Annotated in this window: 1 pseudogene; it reads left to right on the top strand. The window is 42.4% G+C overall.

The window, feature by feature from the left end:
* Nucleotides 1-297, top strand: a pseudogene (locus SB773_RS31025) (phospho-sugar mutase); the annotation flags it as partial.

Genomic DNA, 297 nt, shown 5'->3' with positions numbered 1-297 from the left:
CCTGATCCCAATTTTTCGACAGTCAAATCACCGAACCCTGAAGAACATGCAGCATTTGAAATGGCCATTGAATTAGGAAATGAGGTATCGGCGGACCTGTTGATCGCAACAGATCCGGATGCAGATCGGCTCGGTATCGCCGTTAAAAATAAGAATGGCGAATATGTAGTGCTTACAGGTAACCAAACTGGTGCACTAATATTGGATTATCTTTTAAAAGAAAAGAAATCGAAACGCACTTTACCTCCCAATGGAGTTGTCTTAAAAACGATAGTGACTTCTGAAATAGGCCGCAGG

Source organism: Bacillus sp. SIMBA_074 (assembly GCF_046534555.1).
Classification (GTDB): domain Bacteria; phylum Bacillota; class Bacilli; order Bacillales; family Bacillaceae_G; genus Bacillus_A; species Bacillus_A mycoides.
The sequence above is the reverse complement of the archived record's forward strand: the minus strand, read 5'-3'. Positions and strand labels throughout refer to the sequence as shown.